Raw genomic sequence first — 21,564 nt, 5'->3', positions numbered from 1 at the left:
TCCTCCTTATTAACCTTTAATTCCCGTCAACGTAATTCCTTCTACGAAATATTTGTTGCCGATCAGGAAAAACACCAGGCAGGGAAGTGTTACGATGAGTGCAAGCGCCATGACCTGCTCATAGTTTGGAATACGCATTCCGTTCACCATGTACAAGCCCATAGGCAAGGTATAATCAGCCTCTGTTTTCAGATAAATCATGGTGTAGAAAAATTCATTCCAACAGTTAATGAAACTGAACAGTGCAACAACGATCATGGCAGGGCGAATGAGAGGCAGCATGATTCGGTAATAGATGCGGAAATAACCTGCGCCGTCGATTTTGGCCGCCTCGCTCAGTTCAGCAGGGATTGTCATAAAAAATTGTCTTAGCAGAAAAACGAAATATGCATTGCCGCCTGCGCAAAAAAAGGCTGGAATAATTAGGGCAGGTTTGCCTGCAAGCCCAAGCGATGTATATAACGAAAATTGCGGCAGCAGTGTAACTGCACTAGGAAGCATCATACTGCTGATAACCAGCACAAACCAGGTGCCGCGCATGGGGAATCGTAATTTGGCAAATGCGTATGCTGCAAAGCTGGTCGTGATGACGGTGCCAATGACATACGGAACAACGATGGAGACCGAATTCCATAACTGCCGCCAGAACTGAATCCGTTCCAGTCCTAGCCTGAAATTCTCGAACCCAAGCTCCTTCGGAAAAAATACAGGCGGCCTGGCCAAAATTTCCGAATGACTCACCATTGCACCGCGTAACAGCCAGTACAATGGAAAAGCAAAAATTAATGCAAGCAGGAGAGATAACACAATCAAGCCGAAATGAATTGCTCTTCTTCGGTTTTTAGCCTGCTTGATGCTCGTATACTTCATCGGTGCAGGTGCTGTCTCCATTATCTCACCCACTTTCGTTTGCCCTTGGCATCATCACGTTTAAGCGCGCCTTGAAAGTAAAACAACACGCCCGTAATCACCAACGTGATGAGAAATACGATCCAAGCTTCCGCCGATGCCAAACCTCGCATGCCCACTTGTACAAAGGAATGGTCGTAGATCATGACGTTGATAAAGTATGTCATTCGGTCAGGCGCGCCATTTCTCGACAATACTACGCTTTGAGTGTAAATCTGGATCGACGTCATCATACACATGATGAGCTGAAAAAAGAGTACGGGTTTAATCGTTGGATAAGTCACCTTTAAAAACTTGTGCCAGGCATTGCCTCCATCCATCTCAACGGCCTCCAGCAATTCTCCGGGGACATCCTGCAACGTGGCGATAAATACAACAATCGTCCCGCCGCATGTCCACAGGCTCATGATAAACAAGGTGTAAAAGATCCGAAGTGGGTCGTTGAGAAAATCCCATGGAGCAATGCCCATTTGTAGTAGAACCCAGTTGACGAGCCCGCCTTTGGCCTGATTTTGCAATAGCATCTGCCAAACGATCGTTGTCGCCAGCATCGGTACGACGGATGGAAGAAAAAAGATAGCTCTTAGCACATTTCTCCCAAGAAACTTGCGGTTCAGTAGCAAGGCAACGATCAGGCAGAACACGATAACTAGCGCAACGTTTACAAAGGCATAGACCAGCGTAACCGTAATCGATTTTTTAAATTCAGAGCTCGGATTGCTGAAAATATACCTGAAGTTATCTAGCCCAATCCATTCCATGACCTGACTGCCGCTCATAATCGTAATTTTATGAAAACTGTAATATAAACTGGCGAGCATTGGGTACATCGTCAGCACCAAAAATCCGATAATGGCGGGGGCAGCAAATAGATATCCGGCAATGGCCTCTTTAGTGGCACCTTTTGCAAATCTTCTGGCAGGAACGGTTTCCGAACCGATTTTGCGTTCTGGATTCATAAGCATAGCCTCTCTTTTCGAATTCAAACTTCGTTCCTATGGTTAGGAAACCTTTCCGCTTTCCCACAGCGACTTAATTGCCGGCATAATCGCATCATAAATTTCTTTGACGCTTTTCTGGCCGGATAGTGCTTGGTCGATCGACTTTTCGTATTCCGTGTTCATTTTCAAGTAAGCCGGAACATAATACGCTGGCCATTGGACAATGGCATCCTCTGTCGTAGCATAGCTAAGGATGGTTTCCTTTGCGCTGGCTGGCAGATCAGCCGTCCATTGTTCAATTAAAGCCGGATCTGTATACCAGTCCGCCTGATTAGGCAGCCATGCTCCGCTTTTTAGCAAGTCTAGGCTGTTTTCCGGGTTAACCATATAGGCGTAGAATTTCTTAGCCTCTTCGATATGTTTGGAGGTATTGTACACAACTAGTGGAGCTCCAGCATTCATGGTTACTGCTTTCTCCATTTTCGGGAGCACACCTACACCAATATCCTCATTGCCTTTGATATTCGCTAAATCCCAGGATCCGCTCACAGCCATAGCATAACCCCCGCTTAACGCATCCACAGCGGAGCCAATTCCAGAACTCCAGGTATAGCTAAAGGCCGAAGCAACTTTGTCTTTGTTCACAAGATCAGCCAGTTTTTGAATACCTTCTGTCGTTTGTGGTGAATCCCATTGAAACTCTTTTCCATCCGGGGATACAATGCCCCCTCCATTGGCGCTCGCTGCCCAGAAATGGTGAAATTCACGACCTGCCGTAAAACCAAGACCATAGTTTTCAGTCAATGCAGCATCGAATCCAGCATCGGCAGCTGTCTTACCACTCGAATCCTTGGTTAGCTTTTTAGCATTGGCAACAAAGGTATCCCAATCCCAGGCTTCTTCAACCTTAGTAGGTGGATATGGGACGCCTGCCTCATCAAATTTCGATTTGCTATAGAACAGCAGTTCCATTTGGTTGGACAAGCCTACACCGATAACTTTCTGTTCTGGGGTATGGATGGTGATTGCAGGAAGTTTCTCCGGAATGCTTCCATCCGCAAGCAGGTCGGAAATGTCCTCTAAAATGCCCATCTCATTATACTTTTGAATGTCAGCTTCCCCCATGTAACTGATGTCCGGCAGTTCTCCGGATTGAAGCCTCGTCTGGATGAAGGTGTCAAATGTGCCGTCTGCCGGCAACACCTGCGCATTAATTTTCACCCCGGTGTCCGCTGTATATTTTTCTGCAGCGGATTCCACCAGTTGCTTCTGTACATCATCCCCCCAATACAACAACTCAAGGGTGATGCCCCCAGCAGACGGATCCCCGTTGCCTGCTGCTGCATTTTTGGCATTACCGGAAGTGTCCGAATTGCCAGAACAACCTGCCAGCGTGGAGAAAGCCAAGGTTAATGCGAGAGACAGAACCAACTTGCGCTTACCGAACCTCATGTTTGTTTCCTCCCTTTTTCAATGCTATTTATTTCAAGTCAACGAATTTAATCGTTTAACTTAAAAACATGGTCTTGCATCATATCCGGATGATTATGTGGTGCTGATCGTTAATCAAGTCTGTACTTCCTTTTATAGAACAAGTGGGAACTGCCAAGTTAGAAGACTCGTCAAAGGCAAGCGCAGAACTTTCCATTTTCCAGGCGAATGCTCTTTTGCAACGTTCCTTGAGGAGCTCTGAACTCTAAGTCTTCTTCACGAAATACGTACCTGGACGGATACGCCGCATAACTTTTCACGGTCCAACCATCATGCTCTTCTGTCACGAATCCGTTGACACATCTTAAAGTGCCTCCTTCATCTCGATAGAGGTACGTCGTAGTTCCAAACCCCAGCAAATAAGCTACTAATTCCTCACCCATATCCCAATCATCCCCCGATACATCGGAGAACAAAGCGGCAAACAGCGGATCGTCTGCTCCCACGAACACCGATTGTCCAAAACGATTACGCGACAATTCCGGCATGTTCAAGTTGGGTGCAGATACACTATACGTCGATGCGGCTTCACCTTGCTCCAGCCTTCGCGGGGTGGATTTTACATTCCAGTCATAGCAATGAAAGATTGCCATTGTAGAGCGATAAGCTGCTTCCAGATATTCTGTATTACCGAGATGTTCATACGCAACCAATGCCGACGATGCCGCTAGTCCGCCCCATAAGGAATGGATCATTGGAGACAGTGCTTCCCACCATCGATCCGGATTCTGCAGCCTATAGTCGTTGCTGAATCCGATATTTGCCAAAATAAGCTGACCATATTGTGAAGCCTCGTCGGTATGCCCAAGGAAACATAATGCTGTGCACGTTGGACCAAATCCGGCATTATCATAAAAGTGCTCTGTAACGGCTCCGCCGTAGTGCCGAACACCAATTTCCATTTCCCGACCAAAGCGATCCCATAGCTGTCGTAGTTGATTATGTAATTCAGCATATCCTTTGTCTTTCAACGCTTGTAGTAGTTCACGTATGTAAAGAATAAACACGCCATTTAGACGCGATTCGTCCTTTTCTCGCTGACCTAAATGGCAATCTGGATCAAGTCGCAAACAAATAATTTCGGCGGCCCATTTCAAATACTCGGAAGGAGAATGCAGATGAAGCAGCTCTTCATCCATTTGTGATAATAGATAAAAAACGTGCGCGATATAATCGAAATCGTAGATACGATAAAAGTTACCGTACAAAGGTTGCGGACGGGAGAGATCACCTTCAATGAACCAGTGCACCTTCATATCCAGCACCGCTGCTGCTTCCGCCCTCATAACCTGCTCGGGAACAGGTGAAGACTTCAGATTTTCCATCAATAAGAATGCCAATTTTCCCAGTGACTCACCTTGGTTAGATAACGGACGGAACGCATGGGGCCGAACCGCTGCCTCTCCGCCTTCATAGCTATTTACTGCCAGCCATTCTGCTCGCTTTTCAAGCAATGTATGAACGGGTTCAAGGACATTCCAAACCAGCATGTCACGACGTCCGTCCTTGAGTATCAACTCCAGCTTACGTTCTCCCGGTACGTCAGCGGGTAGGGTTACTATGAACTCCTGTTCAACGACGAGGTTGCTAATTTGATCAGAGCCCACGTCTAGTGACATAGACTTTCCTGAAGGAATCAGTAGTGTCGAGATATCCTTCTCTTCGATGTCATTCGTGTGTCCAGGCGCACTGTGTAACATTAACGTCCTTATTTCAAGATCCCTAGGCAAACGGACTGAGGCTGTGAATTGTCCTCCTTCAGGCACAACGGGTGTATAGCTCCAGTGAGGATGTCCGAGGACCTTACCTTGGTGGTAGAAATCCGCCAGGTTCTGGAATGACACAAATCCGTACTCCCAATTTTCCGCTTGTCCAGGCATTAACGTTAAAGATTTGTAAGCGTCATCATATATCCAATCGTTAAGTACCAAATCTTTCAATGAGGTCCCATCCTCCACCAAAGAAAGCCTGTGGTATAACAAGCCGTCCAAAGATGGAGAAACTTGTTCTAGAAAGCGGTTACAATAGCGACAAAGAGAACCCAGGGTGGATGTATTCCCTCTGAGCGTGTAGATCCCCAGATGAGGCCCTTCGTTACTTCGTCGTACAGCAGCAAATTTGGCAAAGTTCCCTCCGATGTGCGTATATACGGCGCAGGATTCATGCATGTTACGGTACACATCTTGCGTTCGGAACATAATGTAGGCGAGAGAAAACCAAACGTGCAACCCTTGAATATTAATGGTCTCATCCGATTCATTGGTCAGTTTGATACCCCAGCGGAATTGATCGCCTTCCAGCAAATATGAAAACAAGATCTTGACCTGTACGTCTTTGAACTCCACGGTAAGATGGTTCGTGCTATGTTTCGTAATATTTGGCTTAAACATCGAGCTTTGAACAAACCTGTCATTCAACTGCAAACTCCATTCTCCAAAGAGCTTATCCTCATCATCTTGAAATCCAACCTCTCGCAAATAATGAGGATCTACTACCCAATTCATCTCATGGGGATCATCTTTCATCACCAATGACTGAACGGTACCACGTTCACCAAACTCGATCCTAAATTTTTCATTACTAAGAATGGTCACTTAGATCACCCTTTCCTCGATCGGAATTAAGTTAAACGTTTAAATTATTTTTGAAAAGAGAAACTATAATTCCTCTATGGTATTGCGAAGCCTACCTGCGTTTGTTCTATGTATGGAAACTGGCATGCTCCTTTTTAGCTTCTAAGCTTCCAGAATCCGAACTGAATCACGCTCGATCAAGCGGCATTCCGGCATGGTTAGGTTTTGAACATCTTCTCCATTGATTAGACGGTAAAGGGTTTCTATCGCTAAATATCCCATCTCATGAAGCGGTAATCCCATTGTTGTCAGACGTGGGCTCAGGTAATCGCTGAATTCCCTATCATCAAAACCAACTACAGAAATATCATCAGGGACGCTAAGCCCCTTTTCCTTCGCGGCCTGAAGAACCCCGACCCCCATAACATCGTTCATTGACAGGATCGCAGTCGGCGGATTGTCCATGTCGAGTAGCTCGTTAGCGTATCTATAGCCAGAATCTCTTTCCCAATCCCCCATCTTTATTAAGGAAGGGTCAAATGGCAGTTCAAAATCGGTAACTGCTTTGTAATAACCGTTTAATCGGCGTCTTGAAGGGATTGAATCCATTAAACCACTAATAATTGCGATGCGACTGTGTCCCTTTCGTACCAAGTACGACATCGCTTCATAAGATGCCTGTTCATCATTATACTGAATTGAAATATCGTCTTGTGTGTAACCGTAGGTATATATAATTGGTTTACCTTCAACATTGATCAGACCTGTCAAGTCGCGAGTGTGAACTCCAATATAGATAATGCCGTCTACCTGTTTACTAAGCAGTTCGGATACGGCATTGGTTGCATACTTACGATACGCTTCGACGTCCTGAAAATTGCGACCAATTCGCTTGTCTAGCCTAAGGTTGACGAGCAGGATATGAAGGTCATGACGGTCTCCAAAGTCGTTGATGCCATCGATAATATCCGGAGCATTAAATACAGTCACATCCTCCGTAATAACACCAATTGTGTTGGTACTGTTACGTTTAAGGCTTTTAGCAATCTCGTTCGGTTTATAGTTTAATGCTTCGATGGCCTCCTGGACCCTCCTGCGCGTTTCCGGGCGGACATTGCGAGTGCCGTTAAGTACATAGGAGACTGTAGCAATAGAAACATTAGCCCTAAGTGCGATGTCCTTTATGCTGGTTTTTCTCATAAGTCTCTCCTGTCTAAGCATACGAACCATCGTTCATTAGCTGTTTAAACGTTTAGATAAAAGTTTGATATTTGAATAATACCTTACAATCACTGATTAAGCAATCGTTATTTTGGGTTTTACTTCCACTTTTTTTTACTGAGACACTAGCGTTGACTATATCATGACTAATACTCTCTTTTATTAGACTTTATATTAGCCTTAAAGTTCCATACCTACTGAGCCTAACAGCTCATTTAGCATATCAAAAACAGCCGCTCGCCGGCTGCTCTGCTATGTTTATACTAACGTTTCCCGTTAGTTGAAACTCAAAAGAGCTACAATCTTTCAGGACGCTAGCCTGACCACAAATCTGTTGTCCATGTCTGCGATCCGGCGGGTGCTGCTGCCACCGGCTGGCATTCCAGGTTTTTGCGTTTGAAAGGCGCCACTGCTGCTTCTCCCTCCCGTAACCTGCAATGGTCTAAAGAGCAATCCGTTGATTATGGCGGATACTACTTTTTAATACGTAACGCATATAAGAATCCCAACTCCCCTTTATATATTAAGGGAAATTGGGATTTCGTTATTCAACAAAAGCGCCTGGTTATGAACAGGCATAACAGTATTTAGATACTTACTCTAAATAACGTGAAGTTATTCCCTGTTAGGATACCTGGGGCTGGCGAAGTTCAAGCCGATCAGCAATTTCTCCTACAATGAAAGGGCCTTCGCGTAAAAGTTCAACAATGTTCAATCGATTGGGTTCGGCAAGAGCACTCCATTTTGTCGTATCCATTGTTTTTCCTACAATGTACATTCGAATTTTCATTAATTCTTGGAGATCTTTTTCAAGTGGACCGTCATTTCTTTGAATTTTTCATGCCGTCTGAAGTTCTTCCAAAAGCTCAGCCAATTTACCGTTAATTGTCATTGAAAGTCCTTCCTTCATGCCCAATTTCAACGTTGTCTTGAGTTCTTCGGCTGAACCAAACGCGATCTGAACCGTAAGCTTGGTTTTTCTTTCCTGCTCAGTGAATGTGACTGTGGCCAAATGCTCCGGCTGACCTGCGACAGGATTGGCTTTTTCATCCGCAAAACCGCCAGTATAAACAATTCGTTCCGGCTCTACGATTTCCTGATAAACCGCCCTGCTCCAATGTCTGTTACCCTCTGGCGATTCCATGCAATAGTGCCAAATCCCCCCTGGGCGGAGGTCTATGTTGCAAACCGGGATTGTAAATGGTCCCGGTGCCCACCAGCGAGACACATGCTCAGGTTCGGTAAATGCCTTGAATACAAGCTCTCGAGGTGCATCAAAGACACGCTCCAATGTAAATTCCCGCTCTCCTACTTTTGAGGTGATGTTTTCCAATGTGTTGCTTTCTGTCATTACAAATCTCTCCTTATTGAATATTTGACATCGGTCTACAGCCTATTTGGTTCGCTGAAAAACGGCCGTGTCATCTTATGAATCAAATATACTCCAATGGGAATATTCCTGTAAAGGAATATTTAAATTTTTTTTATCCCTACACGTTAGTCCGCAGAGCTCAATTTTTGTGGTTATCGAATTTCAATCCTCCATCCCTTCAAACGTTCTGCACCATAGGTAAGGGTATAGATTTGAATTAGTTGCTGTATTATTGTTATCTGTTCTGACATAACTTTACTGTTCGCTTTCACAATAAATACAGGATGAATATCGTTCTCGCTAAATTGGTTTATAATCCTTGTCAGAACTTTAATATCACTGTTTAGAGAATTTAAAGTTTCTTCAAATCCAAAAACTTGATATGGGCTTAGGTTATGAACCTGAAGAATCCTATTAAAATTCATATCTGAATTGCGTTTAAGTAAATCAGAATTTTTAATCAAATGCAGAGAAGTTGATTTTTGATCATCAGATCCAAATAGATCGAGGTTAATCCATTTATTTTGCTCACTGCTTATTGCTTCACAACTGTAAAATAACCCTTCATGCCTTGGCAGAACTAATGCTGGATCAATGATTTCTCTGCAGTGCTCTATCATCTCTTGCTTTTTTTTATTTTCTTGGCGAAATTCTTTCGGTCCCTTTGGGAAAATCTTATTAAATTTTTGATAAAAATATCGTAGGAGAAGAAAAACCACTCTCGATTGATATTTCAACCAAACTTAAATTTGTCGTTAATAATAGTTTTATCGCATGCTCAATTCGTAAATAATGAAGTAAATTTTGCAGCGTATCTCCTATTAATAACTTAAACTGTGATGATAAATAATCTAAATTTAATTACTCCTCTGTCATTTTGGAAATTTCATTCAGAGAAGCCTTGTTGGTGTAACCTTGGTTATTAAATAAATAATCGTAGATTTTCCATATTCGTTGTAGCTTAATTGGGTTACTTTCGAAAATTCTTTGGACATCAAAATTCGTAATAAGCAGATCCAACAATGGTTCAATTATATTCATTAAAGTTATGACGCGTAGCTCACTCTTGTTGTTTACAACTGGAGTTATTAGCGTGCAGATGGCTTCATTTATTTCTTTTATTCATTCTAACCCTAGATATGCTCCAGGGCCAAATTCATGAGCAAACCAGATTTTTGATAAATCCGAGCAATGATCCTTCGCAAATTCAGCATCGATATTGATAAGGAGTACCAAATTATCTTCATTCGTGTGTAACAGACGATGAACTTGATTGATATTGAAAATTTCAATCCCACCAACTCTTAATGTTCTATTCTCGTCTGCAATGGCAGCATGAATGCTACCTTCCAGTACAATTACTACCTCAATGGAATTACTCCACCGAAACGGTTCATCTTTGATTCTAAGGAACTGCACTTTTAAGGGAGGATTTTGGGTCAAATAACTGCTCATTTTTTATGTCCTCCTTTCAATTCAACGATGATTTAGCCGCAGATCAATGATTCTAAGAAATGTACCTAATCCTATTCTCTAGTTCCTGTCTACGTGGTATGGTCGCATCTCGAAATCGGCTAAGATCGCTAACACACAACTTGTCCAGTAGAGTATGCATGCTCTACCTGGACGATAGTTCTTGGCTATCGGCAGGCATGAACTTGTACAGATAAACAAAAAAAGCCGCTCATATAGCGACTAGCAATGGGATCATACCCTAGTCCTCTCGGTATTAATCTCCCGACATGCTAGCTACATTTTGCAGCTTGTTCAATCCTTTTAGAAGAATGGTCGTCTTTTGAATATCGCCGCCACGATCAATATATGCAGACCATTTTGGGAAAACCTCTTTGAAGAATTCATTTCCTAGATCGGTTAAATCGGAGCTTTGTAGTGCTAAGTCATCCTTGAGCGAGCCATCCTCTTGGAAAGGTTCTATATCCGTTAAACTATGCTCTATTAGAAAATGCATTAGTACCGTTGTCATTGAAGTAACTTGTTGTCGATAAGACAAGCTTTTGCTTCTTTTTAACATCGTGGGGTAACTGTATCTTAATATACTCACGCGGATCACCTCGGATTCTAACTACTGGTTATGGATACAAAATCTCGATTTCACTTGGAGCGTAGGATTGCTCTGCGTATTGCCCGCCCCAACCACATAGCAATTTCAAAATGGGTTCAAGGGATTGACCCAGCTCTGTTGTTGAATATTCAACTTTTGGCGGCACTTGATTGTACATTTTTCGATGAATTAATCCGTCTGCTTCCGGCTCTCGAAGAGTTTGAATCAGCATCTTCTGCGAAATATTGTTCATGAGCCGATTGAGCTCTCACGTCCGTTTAGGTCCTTTTATATATAGTCACCAAAAGTGATAATTGAGGCATTACAAGTTATTTGTAGCGCTGGGCGGTCCGTTCAATGGCATCAACAATAGTTTCATACAGTTGCGGTGGCATTTCATGTCCCATGCCTTCAAGCAACATAAGCTCTGCGCCAGAAATAGCTTGTGCCGTATCTTCTCCACAGGCAGGGACAAACATGGGGTCGTCCATACCATGAATAATTAATACTGGAACCTTCACTTTTGCCAAATGCGGGCGGCAATCGCAAGATACGGCTATGGCTGCAATTTGACGTCCAACACTGCCTGGATCATATGCTCGCTGAACTTCCTCTCGAGTGAGTGAAAGCTAATCATGGTTTAATAATCCAGGTTTTCATATTGGAGTGTTACTGTCTTAAAAGTCGGTTATATGTTCCAATTAATTTTAACAGAGCATTAACTTTTTAAAAAGTGGGAGGCGTCACTACAGCAATGACTATAGTTTCTCCTTTCCATACATTCTTATAGCTATGCGGCGTCCTAGCATCGAAGTAGATACTATCTCCCTCTTCTAGCGTATATCTGTCATTTCCAAGCACAAACTCCAAGCCTCCCGACTGCACATACAGAAACTCCTCGCCTTCACTGTGTCCTACACCAATATCTCCAGAGGTCGCACCTTCTTCAAGCACGCCCATTAATGGCCCCATCTTGTTTTTACTTCCCTCGCTCAGGGAATACCACGTAATACGAGAGCCTTCAGAATGCACCAGCGGTTTACGTTGGTTTTTTCTCACAACAACGCTGTGCTCTTTCTCTCCAAATAGATCGGTAAAATTAACGTTCAACGCATTTGCAATCCGTTTGAGCACACTAATGGATGGATTCGCTTTGTCACGTTCTATTTCACTGAGAAACGATAATGAGATGGAACCAGTTTTTGCCACTTCTTTAAGCGTTAATTTCTTTTGCTTGCGTGTATTTCGGATGACCTCGCCCATCGAATTCATGTTGCATTTCTCCTACATATTCATTTTTTCGCTGTTAGCGAAATTTATATACTGATATTAATCAAAATAACTAGCAATAGCAAGCATTCTGACATAGGTTCAATTACGGTGTAAAAACGTTGATTTAACAGCATTATTGGACTAAGATTTTAGTAAGGCTGATGTGCAAATAAGTTCCCGGGACATTTTCACATAATTCTTTTTTATATAGGATTTCATTTTCAGCGAAATTTCAACGAAAGCGATGTGGCATATGACGAAGCTACCTAAGATTTACACCGTAGGTGATACTACCGTAACTAGAGTTACTGAAATGGTAATCAGTGGCGTTCCACCTGAAGTTTATTTTCCAGGTACATGGGATCCTACTTTGTTGGAAGAATACCAAGATGCCCTCCCCGATGGCTTGATTGACGAAAATACGCAACTGATTGTGAGTATCGGCACCTGGGTCGTGAAGACGCCCCATCATACGATTCTTATTGATACCGCTACAGGTAACGATAAAAACCTGCCACTGAATCCGGATCTTGCCAATCTGCAGTTGCCTTATCTCAAACGACTTCAAGAGGCAGGCGTTACTCCAGAAGAAGTCGATTACGTGCTGCTAACTCATTTGCATGTGGATCACGTCGGTTGGAATACCAAGCTAGTTGATGGCAAGTGGGTACCGACATTCCCGAATGCAAAGTACGTATTCCCGCTTAAAGAACAAGAGTATTACTCCAGTGAAGCAAGCCATAACAAAGAAAATGAAGCAAACTTCAATGTTTACGAAGAAAGCGTACTTCCTGTCGTAGAGGCAGGTTTGACGGAAACGATTGGTCCAGAAGGCGGAACGTTTCTAGAACTATTTACATTTATTCCGACTCCAGGTCACAGTATTGGACAAATGTCCATTCGTCTTTCATCAGGTGGTGAAGAAGCTCTGTTCGGAGCCGATATCATGCATCATCCATTCCAAGTCTTAAGACCTGATTGGAATTCGATGTATTGTGAATTTGGTGATCAGGCTCGAATCTCGCGCCGCTGGGCTTTAGAATATATCGCCGATCGTCCCATTATTTATTTCAGTACGCATTTCCCAGAGAGTTCAGCCGGTTATGTCACCCGAAGCGAAGATGGCTTCAACTGGCGGTTTATATAATACATCATCTATTTCATCAAAGAGAGGCGAGCAATATCATGTCTAACAACACATTCAATAAATCCATTTCCATCATATCTGAGAATTTTAAAATAGCTAGTGATACGCCGGGGATTGAGTTATCCGTCCTTAATAAACGTCCTGCATCTATGAATGTCTTCTCTAATGAAAAAACGATCGTCATGGTTCATGGTGCAACTTATCCAGTGGGTAGCCTGTATGATGTGGAGCTTGACGGATTTTCCTTCCTAGATTACCTTGCTAGTCACGGCTATGATGTCTATGCGGTAGATGTTCGTGGCTATGGCGGATCCACAAGACCATCGGAAATGGAACAACCTGCTGAGCAAAATCCTCCGCTTGTCCGTACAGAAACCGGAGTTCGTGATTTCGGATCGGCTGTAGACTTTGTCCTAAAACATCGTAATCTATCCAAGGTCAATGTACTTGGGATGTCTTGGGGCGGTACGGTAGCTGGGGCATATACAAGCCGTAATAACGACAAGGTGAACAAGTTAACCCTTATAGCTCCTCAGTGGCTCAGCACTAAACCAATCCCGATCGATACAGGCGGTCCACTTGGCTCTTACCGCCTTGTGCCCGCAGGTTCTACGAAGGAACGTTGGTTAAGTGCTGCTCCTGAAGGGAAACGTGACACTCTGCTCCCTGAGGGTTGGTTTGAGAAATGGGTTGAAGCAACTCTTGCTACTGATCCTAATACTCAGTCTGTACACCCTGAACATATTCGCGCTACCAACGGACCGATCCTAGACATCCGTGAATATTGGACGGTAGGCAAAGCTTTCTATGAACCTAAAGATATCACCGTACCTGTACTCCTCCTTCATGCGGAATGGGATATTGATGTGCCGTTAGATTTGGCACAAAACTTCTTCACTTCCCTAACCGGAGCTGCTTATCGACGTTGGGTTGAAATTGGAGAAGGTACTCATATGGTACTGCTTGAGAAAAATAGAGTTCAGGCGTTCCAAGCTGTTCAATCATTCCTAGACGAGAATTATACACCGGCGGGTCAATAACAACGCGCAAGTAGCGGATATCAATACGATCTGACACCCGCAGCTTATTGCTGCGGGTTCTTAATTACACATTACATGAACAGTAAAAAAATCTGTATCGTTAGAGGAGGAAGTCCATCATGGATCATACAGTTATTACATCCGCACAAGCGCCAGCGGCAATCGGTCCTTATTCGCAAGCTATTAAGAATGGAAATGTGTTGTACACTTCCGGAATGCTCCCGATCGATGCTGAAGGTCAATTACAGGAAGGCATTATTGCACAAACTCAACAGATCCTGACGAACCTTCAGAATGTGTTATCTGAAGCTGGATTCTCCCTGGAAGACGTTGTGAAAACTTCTGTTTTTATGACGAACTTAGATCACTTTGGACAAATGAATGACGTTTATAGTCACTATTTTGGTAACCATCATCCCGCAAGAACTACCGTTCAGGTAGCTAAGCTACCCCGTAGTGCTGAGATTGAGATTGAGCTAGTTGCTATCAAACGACAGCCTAACCTATAAGATGATCGGATTAGCTTAATTTTGAAAGAAGGCGCATTGGCTTGCGAACTTATCTGCTTCTCTTATTTTGTGCGACGCTTTATGGAAGCAACTTCGTACTCGGCTCACTCTTACTGCAGGAGTTTCCTGCAATGCATCTTTCCGCATACCGCCTTGCCGTCTCCTCCGTGTTCCTGATGGGCTATCTGATTTTGTCCAAACGTATGATACGGTTGACTGCACGGGATGTCATTTACTTCATCCCGATTGCCTTGATTGGAATGCTACTGCATCAGGTATCTTTCTTTACAGGATTGCAGACGATAGATGCAACTACGGCTTCACTCATATTATCGCTCTCTCCTATATTTACTGCTCTACTAGCGAGAATCTTCTTAAGAGAATCATTCCCTCTGCGCATGGCGGTAGGATCGCTGGTTGCACTTATTGGTGTATTTTTCGTAGTCAGCCAAGGCAGAGGATTACATCTATCGCTAACAACGGGGATGGGAATCATGTTTATTTGCATGCTCGCATTCTCTGGTTCTACGATCCTGATGAGAAAACTCACGGAAAAAATGGATGCCCTCAGAGCGACTGCATATTCAACGTTGCTAGGCTGTCTGCTCGTATTTCCGGTGGCAGTATGGTACGAACCTGATGAACAGAACTCTCATTCTTTGGGGTGGTGGATACTCTTAATCAGTTCGGCTCTGCTCATTCAAGGCTTATGTGCAATCATTTGGAACAATCAAATTCGGAAAGTTGGCGCTGCGAAAGCATCCGTATTTCTGAATCTCCAACCATTTGTGGCTATGGTGCTTGGATATCTCATGCTTGGTAACCCAGTCAATTTCACACAAGTAGGTGGTTCCATCCTTATTGTAGGCGGCGTAGTTCTTTCTACTTTGCAGAAGATACCAAGATATAATTCGCATAACAAGGTTTTACCACTAACTACAAAAAAGGAATAAATTCGATTGACAACTTGTGTCCAGCTATCATGTACACCTGATCATAAGCTAACAAAAGCAACCGATCCATTGGGTCGGTTGCTTTCTTTATTTTTTGGCTATGTTAATCCTTAATGTTGATATTTGATATTCTCGTACAAAAGGACTTCCTGCCGTCAAACGTTTAACGACCTTACGAACACACCTCTCCAACGTACACTTGGGTTCGATTCATCGAAATTTTTGCCACTTTGAAGCAAATTCCAACCGAATCTTTTCCAAGGCATTGTCGAAATGGATGGATCACTTTAGTGGTGTTGCTACCAAGTATTCGCAAAATTATCTGGCGTGGTTCCGTTAATTAGAAAGCTAGGAATATGAGAATACAACGTCGAATAAGAAAAATATGTTAGTTTTATCTTGTTTATTTGCTATAAATGAAACAAACAACAAACTTAGAACAACATCTTTCTTGTACTACGTTAACAGAGCATGTACTATAAATCGTATTTTTAACAAGCGTCTCAATAGGAGGTATATATTTAATGGAGGTTTCATTATGTAAAGCAGATTTAAACGATGCAGTGACTATTCATGAAATGAAAGTCAAAGCATTCATGCCCTTGTTGGAAAAATATCAGGATTTTGAAACAAGCCCCGCCAATGAAACCGTAGAAAGAATTAATACTCAAATCAATCAATCTTTTACAGATTATTTCATAATTCATCATCTTGAGGTTGCTGTTGGTGGAATTAGAGTCGTGAAAAAAGATAATCAAATCTATAGTGTTAGTCCCATTTTTATACTGCCAGAACATCAAGGAAAAGGAATTGCTCAAAAAGTCTTTACAATGGTTGAGCAGATATATGATGATGCAAAGTCATGGAAATTGGGTACCATCTTACAAGAGAAAGGAAACTGTTATTTGTATGAAAAGATAGGCTATAAAAAAACGAGTGCAACAAAAGTAATTAACGACAAAATGACAATGGTATTTTATGAAAAGCATTTATAGATGAATAGCCATTGGATTAAGTTAACCGCCTTTCAGTGGGCGGTTAACTTTTGTATGAAAATCAACAAGCAAATTTAACATAGCCATTTTTTAAAAGCTATAGTTTCTGTTATCTGAATTACATCCTGTCATTACGCTGATCATTATGATAGGCTTCTTCATTAAAGTTATGTTCAAACTTTTTTTTCATTTTACTTGCTACTAAGTGGGTTCGGCGTGAATGAACAATGGCTCTAATGACAAAAAACAGAAGTAACAATACAATAATAGAATAAACGATAATCATCGACAAACTCCTCTCTAGAAGGTAGGTGTCACTTCTTTTACCATTCAACCTGATCAAAACGCATGTCTTTGTAGTAGAACTCTCGATCCAGTTCCGTAATCTCTCGTAGAACTCTACATGGATTTCCAACAGCTATTACGTTTGCAGGGATATCCTTGGTTACGACACTACCAGCACCAATGACACTTCCTTCGCCAATCGTGACTCCTGGTAGAATAATCGCTCCGCTCCCAATCCACACCCCATCTTCAATTACCACTGGTAATGCAAACATCCCGCCTTCTTTGCGCTTTACAGGGTGTACAGGATGACTCGTTACAGCAATCGTTACATTTGGGCCGAACATGACATCATTCCCAATCGTAACTTTGTAGTCATCAACCACGGTTAGATTGAAATTGATATATACATTATTTCCTACGGTCGTATTTGAACCATATGACATGCGAAGTGGCGGCTCCATCCATACATTTGCTCCCATGCTGCCAAAAAGTTGTTTCATTAACGTTTTTCGCATTTCAACATCGTCTGGATGCAAATTATTGATTTCATAGCATAGTGCCTTACCTCGCTGGCGTGCTTTGGCTAACTCCGCAGCCTCCTTCGGGTAATTCGCATCATCATCCGTAAATAATTGTTTGCTTGCCATTCGTTCTTGGATATTCATACCATCTTCTCCTTTATGAAAAGCTAATATTTATTAGAGTTAATTACATAATCCTTAGTGGAGTTTGGATTTATGTAAAGTTTCTGGTTAAGTTGTTGAGCCACTTGAACTGACGATATCGGGCGAGAGCAATTGGCAGTTTAACCAACTCATCTAAGCTGATGACGAAATATAAGAAAATGGGAGACACTTGCCAAACAAAAGCACACAGGTAACTAAGCGGTAGAATAATAAGCCACATAACAATAGTGTCACACCATAATCCAAACTTCGAATCTCCACCAGCCGGGAATATACCCGCTATGGTTGTGGAGTTAAATGATTTGGCTATACAATAATACGCACTAATGTATAACATACTATCTAGATAACTTTGCGCAACTGGATTCAAATTGACGATAGAGTAAACCAAAGGTTTAATAAGCAAAATTGTGCAGCCTGCAATGACTCCAAAAATTAAAGCGTAATAACACATGTTGTTACCCGCATACCTTGCTTTCTCCATTTCACCCTGTCCCAAATACTTTCCAACCAGCACAGATCCCCCGGTAGCTATGCCTCCACAGAGAACAACCGCTAGATTTTTAACTACAGAAGCTATGGAGTTCGCCGCTACCATATCGGAGTTTACATGGCCTATAATTGCAGCCGTAGCGGTAAGCGCTCCTCCCCATACGATATAGTTTCCTTGTACAGGCAGTGTATATTTCAAGAAATCCTTCAATAAATTTCGCTGAATACCATCACGTACAGGTAAACGAAAACGAATGGTTCCCTTGGTTAAGGAGTGAAGCAAACAACATGCTAGTTCAATCATACGTGCCAACACCGTGGCAAGAGCTACAGCCGCAATCGCAAGTTCCGGATTGGATGGAAATAAAACAAAAATGCAAATGGCATTAAACAAAATGTTTAAGATCAAACATAAGGAACTAATCCACGCACTGAGTTTTGCATTTTCCATACTTCTAATTACACTTAGATACATTTGCGATAGTCCCATCACAAGGTAAGAAAAGGAATTAAACTGTAAAAACTTTGAGCCATATTGAATCAATTCAGGATCATTGGTAAACAAGTGCATCAGTGCCTCTGGAACCAAGAAGGAAAATAAAAAAAACAAAATTGATATACCAAATGAGAACACGCAGGCAATACTAAGAATGCGCTGTATGGTTGGTGTGTCCTTCTTCCCCCAGTACTGAGCCGTGAGGATACTCGCTCCTGCTGACAACCCCATATAGAATAATGTTAGTGTAAACGTGATTTGTCCTGCGAGTGATACGGCTGCCATTGCAGATTGACTGATCATACCCAGCATGATTACATCAGCAGATATCACCGTTGCTGATATTAGATTTTGTAATGCAATGGGGATAACAAGCGATATTAGCTCTCGATTAAAGTCTCGTTTGCCGAAACCTTTAAGTTGCATGCGTTTTCTCACCTATATCTGTCCTCTCCATTGATTTCCACAATATAAGAATAGGATACAATCGTTGTTGTTTCCATCAATATTGGCTATAATTTTATTAATATCGTATACATTTGTGTAAAGAAGGGATTCTCAATGACAGATTTAGAGGTGTTCTCTGATTTATCAGAACGGTTGGATTATAATCTTCCTGATTTACCCCTTTATGTCCGTAAAGGAAGCCTTCATCAATTTAATAATCATGCAGCAGTTGCACATTGGCATGTGGATCTGGAGTTTATCTATATATTAAAGGGATCAATGGATTTCTCGGTTAATGGAAGTATCACTCGATTGCATCAAGGAGATGGACTTTTTGTAAATAGCCAACGTTTGCATTATGGTTACGCTGTTGCGGATCAAGATGATTGTTCGTTCCTAGTGGTCGTTATTCATCCCTCTATCCTTGGTGAGAAAACTTCATATCTTCAGACGTACTGGGAAGAGAAATTCAGTTCCAAAATGGCTGATTTTGTTGTGTTCACGGAGCAGATGGCCTGGCAACCAGACATAGTACAGTCCATTCAGGAACTCTATCGGGAAATGTATAGGGAACATACGCCTCCCAATCCACTTCGTTTGGTATCCCAAGCGTTGTCGTTGTGTGCTACAATTGGCGATCAGTTGAAGCCCGTTTCCGGTCAACCTGGCATATTAACGCATGTTCAGGAAATGACACATTTCATTCATCAGAACTATGATCAAAAGATAACACTGGAGGAGATCGCATCTGCCGGAGCTGTTTGCAGAAGCCGTTGTTGCAATTTATTTAACAAATATGTGGGCCAGTCGCCCAACAACTATGTCACACAATATCGACTTCAGAAAAGCTGCGAAATGTTAAAAGAAACACGGAGATCCATAAGTGAAATTGCACTTGCCTGTGGTTTCCAAAGTTCTAGTTATTTTTCTTCCATTTTCCGTAAACAGATGGGTGTAGTTCCGCAACAGTATCGTAGACAAGTGACGAACAGCGATCCAACGTAACGTTCTTATCCAATGAAAAATAGGGCAATCATATGATTGCCCTGTCATTTCGATAATACAATTCCTGTTGACAGACAAGTATTACTGCAAATCCAGTATTTTTTGAACGGTTAGAAGAACACCATTCTCTTCGTTTGATTTCGTAATGAAGTTTGCTGCCTTTTTCGTATTCTCACAAGCATTACTCACTGCAAAACTGTATTTGGCGATGGCCATGAGCTCCACATCATTCTCACCGTCACCAAATGACATCGTTTCCTCATATGTGACATCCAACATTTCTTGCAGTTTCTTAACGGTCTCTCCTTTGTGCGTGTGCAATGCCGTAATATCCAGCCATTTAGCCTCCGAGTCAACAATGTAAATTTGTCCATTCAACGTACCCTCAACATGAGCTCTTAAAGCTGTGCTACGTCCTTCCGTATCAAAGACCGTAATTTTGATAAAACGACTCTCGATAGTTTCGAAGGAATCTGTTTTTATTACACGTTCATAAGAGCCTCTAACTACGTTGTACATATCTTCTGAAATGGAAGAATGAACGTAAGCAGCATCGCTTGCACATACGATAAGAGTCATAGTTTTGTCAAAGTCTTGAATTCGATCAATTGCCTGCAAGGCTAGATCCCGATCAATGCTGAATTCTTTAACGACTTCACCATCTTTTTTAATTCGAGCAGCACTGTCACCCAGGATCCAAACTCCTTTGCCATGCTTGTCAAACAATTTTTCAACACGTTCACATTGTTTGCCGGTACATGCGACAAATGTGACTCCTTTTTGCTGCATCTCTGCATAAACTTTTTTGAAGAGTTCAACATCGTACAGACCTTTATTGTTCAGAAACGTTCCATCTAAATCAGTGACTACCAGTTTGATCATACTTATGCCCTCCATGTTTTAGGTTGTTCTATTTTTCCTTTTGATTGAGATGATCTTCTTTATTCAAACGCTTTATAATGAATATTTAATAAGTGTCCAAAAAAAGATTCATCATGAGTTGTCTACATGTATGATTGTGTGATCTCTCGCTACAAAGCAAGATTAAAATATGTAACGGTTTCATGTCAACATTTTTTTGTGAATGTAGATTAGTTGTTTTCTTGAATATTGTAATTATAATTCATAAAAAGTTCTCCCCTTTTGGGGTCAGACTGATTTTGGGTGCCCCTTTTATTCGCTTAACCAAAAGGCCACCCATTTCCTGCTCCAATGTCTTTAACCGATAGCTTACCGCAGCTTGTGACAGGTGCAGTAATTCGGCCGCTTTGCTTATACTCTCGGTCCGTACGATAGCTAAAAACGCTTCAATCCCAGGAAAATACATAGAATACCTCCTCAATATATAGAAATAATTCATATAGTTCACAAAATATTTGAGTTTTACAACATTATACTTTATGTTTAAAATTATTTTTAATAAAGACGAGGGGGCAAATGTTTTTTCACTGGAGAGTCCTCGTCCAGATTGCTGTTGAAACGGCAAGAACAGCATAGTCTTTTCCATTGCTCCAAAAGTTGTTTTATTATCTGATATTACGTTAGGCTCAGGCATAGGAGAATCAGTTGATAAAATACAGCCATAAAATTAAAGAGTATGAATCTTGATTTTCCAATTGACGGTGATCTACAGTTTGATGCCGCGTTTTCCAAAGGATAACGAGC

22 protein-coding genes and 2 pseudogenes are annotated in these 21,564 nt (G+C 42.1%); 6 read left to right on the top strand and 18 right to left on the bottom strand.

Annotated features, from left to right (window positions below; all coding sequences use genetic code 11):
- Positions 1-9: 9 nt before the first annotated feature.
- From ACFTRD_RS13025 to ACFTRD_RS12960, 14 genes and pseudogenes are all read right to left on the bottom strand, one after another.
- Positions 10-891 carry a carbohydrate ABC transporter permease gene (locus ACFTRD_RS13025; RefSeq protein ID WP_379380408.1) on the bottom strand — a complete coding sequence of 294 codons (882 nt, stop codon included), beginning with the start codon at positions 889-891 and terminating at the stop codon, positions 10-12.
- Positions 891-1,868: a carbohydrate ABC transporter permease gene (locus tag ACFTRD_RS13020; RefSeq protein WP_379380406.1), complete on the bottom strand. Its 978-nt coding sequence runs from the start codon at positions 1,866-1,868 to the stop codon at positions 891-893. The genes ACFTRD_RS13025 and ACFTRD_RS13020 overlap by 1 nt, the downstream gene beginning before the upstream one ends.
- 42 nt (positions 1,869-1,910) lie before the next feature.
- Complete coding sequence (locus ACFTRD_RS13015; protein WP_379380404.1) at positions 1,911-3,302, bottom strand: extracellular solute-binding protein; 1,392 nt, start codon at positions 3,300-3,302, stop codon at positions 1,911-1,913.
- 170 nt (positions 3,303-3,472) lie between these two features.
- A complete protein-coding gene (locus ACFTRD_RS13010) occupies positions 3,473-5,935 on the bottom strand; it encodes a hypothetical protein (protein WP_379380402.1) in 2,463 nt (820 codons plus the stop codon).
- Between the two features lie 141 nt (positions 5,936-6,076).
- On the bottom strand, positions 6,077-7,135 hold the full coding sequence (locus tag ACFTRD_RS13005; protein ID WP_379380400.1) for a LacI family DNA-binding transcriptional regulator: 1,059 nt from the start codon (positions 7,133-7,135) through the stop codon (positions 6,077-6,079).
- A gap of 628 nt (positions 7,136-7,763) precedes the next feature.
- Positions 7,764-7,892, bottom strand: a pseudogene (locus tag ACFTRD_RS13000) (ArsR family transcriptional regulator); the annotation flags it as partial.
- Between the two features lie 81 nt (positions 7,893-7,973).
- A complete protein-coding gene (locus ACFTRD_RS12995; protein WP_379380398.1) occupies positions 7,974-8,486 on the bottom strand; it encodes an SRPBCC family protein in 513 nt (170 codons plus the stop codon).
- Between the two features lie 173 nt (positions 8,487-8,659).
- Positions 8,660-9,244 carry a hypothetical protein gene (locus ACFTRD_RS12990; RefSeq protein ID WP_379380396.1) on the bottom strand — a complete coding sequence of 195 codons (585 nt, stop codon included), beginning with the start codon at positions 9,242-9,244 and terminating at the stop codon, positions 8,660-8,662.
- Positions 9,186-9,317, bottom strand: a complete 132-nt coding sequence (locus ACFTRD_RS12985) for a hypothetical protein (RefSeq protein WP_379381346.1) — start codon at positions 9,315-9,317, stop codon at positions 9,186-9,188. Before ACFTRD_RS12985 ends, ACFTRD_RS12990 begins: the two co-directional genes overlap by 59 nt.
- 312 nt (positions 9,318-9,629) lie before the next feature.
- Entirely contained in the window at positions 9,630-9,962 is a 333-nt protein-coding gene (locus tag ACFTRD_RS12980) for a hypothetical protein (protein ID WP_379380394.1), read from the bottom strand.
- 274 nt (positions 9,963-10,236) lie between these two features.
- Positions 10,237-10,518, bottom strand: a complete 282-nt coding sequence (locus ACFTRD_RS12975) for a hypothetical protein (RefSeq protein WP_379380392.1) — start codon at positions 10,516-10,518, stop codon at positions 10,237-10,239.
- 79 nt (positions 10,519-10,597) lie between these two features.
- Positions 10,598-10,861 (bottom strand): annotated as a pseudogene (locus ACFTRD_RS12970) (winged helix-turn-helix transcriptional regulator).
- A 37-nt stretch (positions 10,862-10,898) separates the two neighbouring features.
- Positions 10,899-11,099, bottom strand: coding sequence for an alpha/beta fold hydrolase (locus ACFTRD_RS12965; protein ID WP_379380390.1), 201 nt, complete (start codon positions 11,097-11,099; stop codon positions 10,899-10,901).
- Between the two features lie 196 nt (positions 11,100-11,295).
- Positions 11,296-11,841 (bottom strand): helix-turn-helix domain-containing protein, encoded by a 546-nt coding sequence (locus ACFTRD_RS12960; RefSeq protein WP_379380388.1) that lies wholly within the window; start codon positions 11,839-11,841, stop codon positions 11,296-11,298.
- 253 nt (positions 11,842-12,094) lie between these two features.
- Between ACFTRD_RS12960 and ACFTRD_RS12955 the strand changes: the two genes are divergently transcribed.
- The 5 genes from ACFTRD_RS12955 to ACFTRD_RS12935 all read left to right on the top strand — a co-directional run bounded on the left by ACFTRD_RS12955 (position 12,095) and on the right by ACFTRD_RS12935 (position 16,485).
- On the top strand, positions 12,095-12,988 hold the full coding sequence (locus tag ACFTRD_RS12955) for an MBL fold metallo-hydrolase (RefSeq protein WP_379380386.1): 894 nt from the start codon (positions 12,095-12,097) through the stop codon (positions 12,986-12,988).
- A gap of 38 nt (positions 12,989-13,026) precedes the next feature.
- Positions 13,027-14,028 (top strand): alpha/beta hydrolase, encoded by a 1,002-nt coding sequence (locus ACFTRD_RS12950; protein WP_379380384.1) that lies wholly within the window; start codon positions 13,027-13,029, stop codon positions 14,026-14,028.
- Between the two features lie 119 nt (positions 14,029-14,147).
- Positions 14,148-14,537, top strand: coding sequence for a Rid family detoxifying hydrolase (locus ACFTRD_RS12945; RefSeq protein ID WP_379380382.1), 390 nt, complete (start codon positions 14,148-14,150; stop codon positions 14,535-14,537).
- A gap of 41 nt (positions 14,538-14,578) precedes the next feature.
- Positions 14,579-15,490: a DMT family transporter gene (locus ACFTRD_RS12940; protein ID WP_379380380.1), complete on the top strand. Its 912-nt coding sequence runs from the start codon at positions 14,579-14,581 to the stop codon at positions 15,488-15,490.
- A 524-nt stretch (positions 15,491-16,014) separates the two neighbouring features.
- Complete coding sequence (locus tag ACFTRD_RS12935) at positions 16,015-16,485, top strand: GNAT family N-acetyltransferase (RefSeq protein ID WP_379380378.1); 471 nt, start codon at positions 16,015-16,017, stop codon at positions 16,483-16,485.
- A gap of 323 nt (positions 16,486-16,808) precedes the next feature.
- Here ACFTRD_RS12935 and ACFTRD_RS12930 read toward each other — a convergent pair whose 3' ends face one another.
- Together ACFTRD_RS12930 and ACFTRD_RS12925 are read right to left on the bottom strand one after the other, a co-directional pair.
- Positions 16,809-17,438, bottom strand: a complete 630-nt coding sequence (locus ACFTRD_RS12930) for a sugar O-acetyltransferase (protein ID WP_379380376.1) — start codon at positions 17,436-17,438, stop codon at positions 16,809-16,811.
- Between the two features lie 70 nt (positions 17,439-17,508).
- Positions 17,509-18,873 carry an MATE family efflux transporter gene (locus tag ACFTRD_RS12925; RefSeq protein WP_379380374.1) on the bottom strand — a complete coding sequence of 455 codons (1,365 nt, stop codon included), beginning with the start codon at positions 18,871-18,873 and terminating at the stop codon, positions 17,509-17,511.
- 135 nt (positions 18,874-19,008) lie between these two features.
- Here ACFTRD_RS12925 and ACFTRD_RS12920 point away from each other — a divergent pair, with 135 nt between their 5' ends.
- Complete coding sequence (locus ACFTRD_RS12920; RefSeq protein WP_379380372.1) at positions 19,009-19,899, top strand: helix-turn-helix domain-containing protein; 891 nt, start codon at positions 19,009-19,011, stop codon at positions 19,897-19,899.
- Between the two features lie 81 nt (positions 19,900-19,980).
- Here ACFTRD_RS12920 and ACFTRD_RS12915 read toward each other — a convergent pair whose 3' ends face one another.
- Complete coding sequence (locus ACFTRD_RS12915; RefSeq protein ID WP_379380370.1) at positions 19,981-20,781, bottom strand: Cof-type HAD-IIB family hydrolase; 801 nt, start codon at positions 20,779-20,781, stop codon at positions 19,981-19,983.
- A gap of 241 nt (positions 20,782-21,022) precedes the next feature.
- A complete protein-coding gene (locus ACFTRD_RS12910; protein ID WP_379380368.1) occupies positions 21,023-21,226 on the bottom strand; it encodes a LysR family transcriptional regulator in 204 nt (67 codons plus the stop codon).
- Between the last annotated feature and the right edge of the window lie 338 nt (positions 21,227-21,564).

This window comes from Paenibacillus sp. NPDC056933 (genome assembly GCF_042674385.1).
GTDB lineage: Bacteria > Bacillota > Bacilli > Paenibacillales > Paenibacillaceae > Paenibacillus.
Note: the sequence above shows the minus strand (reverse complement) of the source record. Positions and strands in the feature narration are given on the sequence as shown.